Below are 2,596 nucleotides of genomic sequence, written 5' to 3' on the forward strand. Positions count from 1 at the left end.
GGAAGTCCTTCGCGCGCTCGGTCCGCGCGTTGGTGAAGAACTCGTCGGGGGTGTTCTCCTCGACGATCTGGCCGTCCGCCATGAACACGACCTTCTGCGCGGCCCGGCGGGCGAAGCCCATCTCGTGCGTGACGACGATCATCGTCATGCCCTCGCGGGCCAGTCCCGTCATGACGTCCAGGACCTCGTTGACCATCTCCGGGTCCAGCGCCGAGGTGGGCTCGTCGAAGAGCATCACCTTCGGCTTCATCGCGAGGGAGCGCGCGATCGCGGCGCGCTGCTGCTGCCCGCCGGACAGCTGCGCGGGGTACTTGTGCGCCTGGTTGGCGATGCCGACCCGGTCGAGCAGTTCCATCGCGTGCTTCTGCGACTCCTGCTTGCCCTGCCCGCGGACCTTCACCGGCCCGAGCGTGACGTTCTCGAGGATCGTCTTGTGGGCGAACAGGTTGAACGACTGGAACACCATGCCCACGTCGGCGCGGAGCCTCGCGAGGTCCTTGCCCTCCTTGGGCAGCTCCTTGCCGTCCACGAGGATCGTGCCCTCGTCGATCGGCTCCAGCCGGTTGATCGACCGGCACAGGGTCGACTTACCGCCGCCGGAGGGGCCGATGACGACGACGACCTCACCGGAGTTCACGGTGAGGTTGATGTCCTTCAGGACGTGCAGCTCGCCGAAGTGCTTGTTGACGTGCTCGACTACGACGAGCGGCCGGCCACCTGCGGCGGCTGGCTCCGGGGTGGAGTCCTCCGGCCCGGTCTTGGTGAGCTCGGGCCCGCTTTCGCTGTCCGTCATGGGCACGGACTTTATGTCATCGCCGGTAGTGCCCGAGTTGCCGCGCGGTACCGATACGATCACGAATACCCACGTCGGACGGGGTTCGGTCGTGGCGGAGAGTGATCATAAAAGGCGGCGGCGGGGTGCGCCGCCCGTTCCGCCATGTCGCGCCGGGCCCGTAACCTGGATGACTGTCATGAGTGCGCCAATGGAGACGGCTCCCCGTACGTACGAGATCCGTACCTACGGGTGCCAGATGAACGTCCACGACTCCGAGCGGCTGTCGGGGCTGCTGGAGTCGGCCGGGTACGTCCGCGCGGGGGAGGCCGAGCCCGACGTCGTGGTCTTCAACACATGCGCGGTGCGGGAGAACGCCGACAACCGCCTTTACGGCAACCTCGGCCACCTTCGCCCTGTGAAGGACGGCCATCCCGGCATGCAGATCGCCGTCGGAGGCTGCCTGGCCCAGAAGGACCGCGACACCATCGTCAAGCGCGCCCCCTGGGTGGACGTGGTGTTCGGCACGCACAACATCGGGTCGCTGCCCGCGCTGCTCGAACGCGCGCGGGTGCGGGACGAGGCGCAGGTCGAGATCGAAGAGTCGCTGGTGACCTTCCCCTCGACGCTGCCGACGCGCCGCGAGTCCCCCTACGCCGCCTGGGTGTCGATCTCCGTGGGGTGCAACAACACCTGCACGTTCTGCATCGTCCCGTCCCTGCGCGGCAAGGAGCGCGACCGCCGGCCGGGGGAGATCCTCGCCGAGGTCGAGGCGCTGGTCGCCGAGGGCGCCCTGGAGATCACGCTGCTGGGCCAGAACGTCAACGCCTACGGTTCGGGCTTCGGCGCCCTGGCCGGCGCGCCCGACGAGGTCCGCGCGATGACCGGGGGCGGGCAGTCGGCGTTCGCGGGGCTGCTTCGGGCCTGCGGCGGCGTCGAGGGCCTGGAGCGGGTCCGGTTCACCTCCCCGCACCCCAAGGACTTCACCGACGACGTGATCGCCGCGATGGCGGAGACGCCGAACGTGATGCCGTCCCTGCACATGCCGCTGCAGTCCGGTTCGGACGCGGTGCTGCGCGCGATGCGCCGGTCGTACCGGCAGGCGCGCTACCTCGGCATCATCGAGAAGGTCCGGGCCGCGATCCCGGACGCGGCGATCACCACCGACATCATCGTCGGCTTCCCCGGCGAGACCGAGGCCGACTTCGAGGAGACCCTGCACGTGGTGCGGGAGGCCCGGTTCTCGTCGGCGTTCACGTTCCAGTACTCCAAGCGCCCCGGCACCCCGGCGGCGACCATGGACGGCCAGCTGCCGAAGCAGGTCGTCCAGGAGCGCTACGAGCGGCTCGTCGCGCTGCAGGAGGAGATCTCCTGGGCGGAGAACCGCAAGCAGCTCGGCCGGACCCTGGAGGTCCTGGTCGCCGAGGGCGAGGGCCGCAAGGACGAGGCGACGCGCCGGCTCTCCGGGCGGGCGCCCGACAACCGGCTCGTCCACTTCGGCGTGCCGGAGGAGCCGGTCCGCCCCGGCGACGTGGTCACCGTCGAGATCACCTACGCCGCGCCGCACCACCTGGTCGCCGACAAGCCCGCGCTGGGCGTCCGCCGGACGCGCGCGGGCGACGCGTGGGAGGCGCGGCAGGGCGGAGGTGGCGGGGCCGGCGGCGTGTCGCTGGGCATGCCGTCGATCGGGCGCCCGGCCCAGCCCGCCGCGTCCGCGCCGGGCTGCTCGACCCGCCCCTGAACCGCGGTGTGATCGGGCCGGTCTAGGACGGCGGCCCGCCCGTGCCGCCGGGCTGGTCGCCCGCGCCGCCTGGCTGCCCGCCC

Annotated in this window: 2 protein-coding genes; one reads left to right on the plus strand and one right to left on the minus strand. The window is 71.0% G+C overall.

What is annotated here, in order from left to right; translation table 11 throughout:
* The coding region (locus tag AB0C69_RS40995) for an amino acid ABC transporter ATP-binding protein (RefSeq protein WP_360362029.1) at nucleotides 1-793 on the minus strand (793 nt) is incomplete at its 3' end.
* 190 nt (nucleotides 794-983) lie between these two features.
* On the opposite strand from AB0C69_RS40995, the gene miaB reads away from it, so the two are divergent.
* A complete protein-coding gene (miaB, locus tag AB0C69_RS41000) occupies nucleotides 984-2,513 on the plus strand; it encodes a tRNA (N6-isopentenyl adenosine(37)-C2)-methylthiotransferase MiaB (protein ID WP_360362032.1) in 1,530 nt (509 codons plus the stop codon).
* The last annotated feature ends 83 nt before the right edge of the window (nucleotides 2,514-2,596 follow it).

This window comes from Actinomadura sp. NPDC048032 (assembly GCF_040653175.1).
Lineage (GTDB): Bacteria > Actinomycetota > Actinomycetes > Streptosporangiales > Streptosporangiaceae > Spirillospora > Spirillospora verrucosospora.